Source organism: Staphylococcus simiae (assembly GCF_002902085.1).
GTDB lineage: Bacteria > Bacillota > Bacilli > Staphylococcales > Staphylococcaceae > Staphylococcus > Staphylococcus simiae.
Window position 1 is genome coordinate 1 of record NZ_PPQR01000115.1, and the last position, 362, is coordinate 362.

A 362-nucleotide genomic window follows, 5' to 3' on the forward strand; every position below is an offset into this window, starting at 1 on the left:
ATTACATCAATGACGATAAAATATGTCGATACGGCAGGTACAGATCAAACCATAAGTGCAACAAAAGCAAATAATATATGGTCACTCAATCCACCAGTAGCAGGTATGTCGATTAACGACCGAACTGGTGCTGTCACTGTAGAACATACCGCGGTCCAACCAAATAGCGAAGTAAAAGCAACGGCTGTAAAAGGAAATAGTGATAGTAGTAGTGAAACGCAAGTTACAATACCAGTTAAGGAAGCAACACCAGCGTCACCAACTGTAACAGCAGATGAACCAACTGCAAGCGTGGTAATTACCCCGCAAGGTGATATTACATCAATGACGATAAAATATGTCGATACGGCAGGTACAGATCA

General features: G+C 41.7%; 1 pseudogene. It reads left to right on the forward strand.

Going from position 1 to position 362, the window contains the following annotated elements:
* Positions 1-362 (forward strand): annotated as a pseudogene (locus CD113_RS12765) (hypothetical protein); the annotation flags it as partial.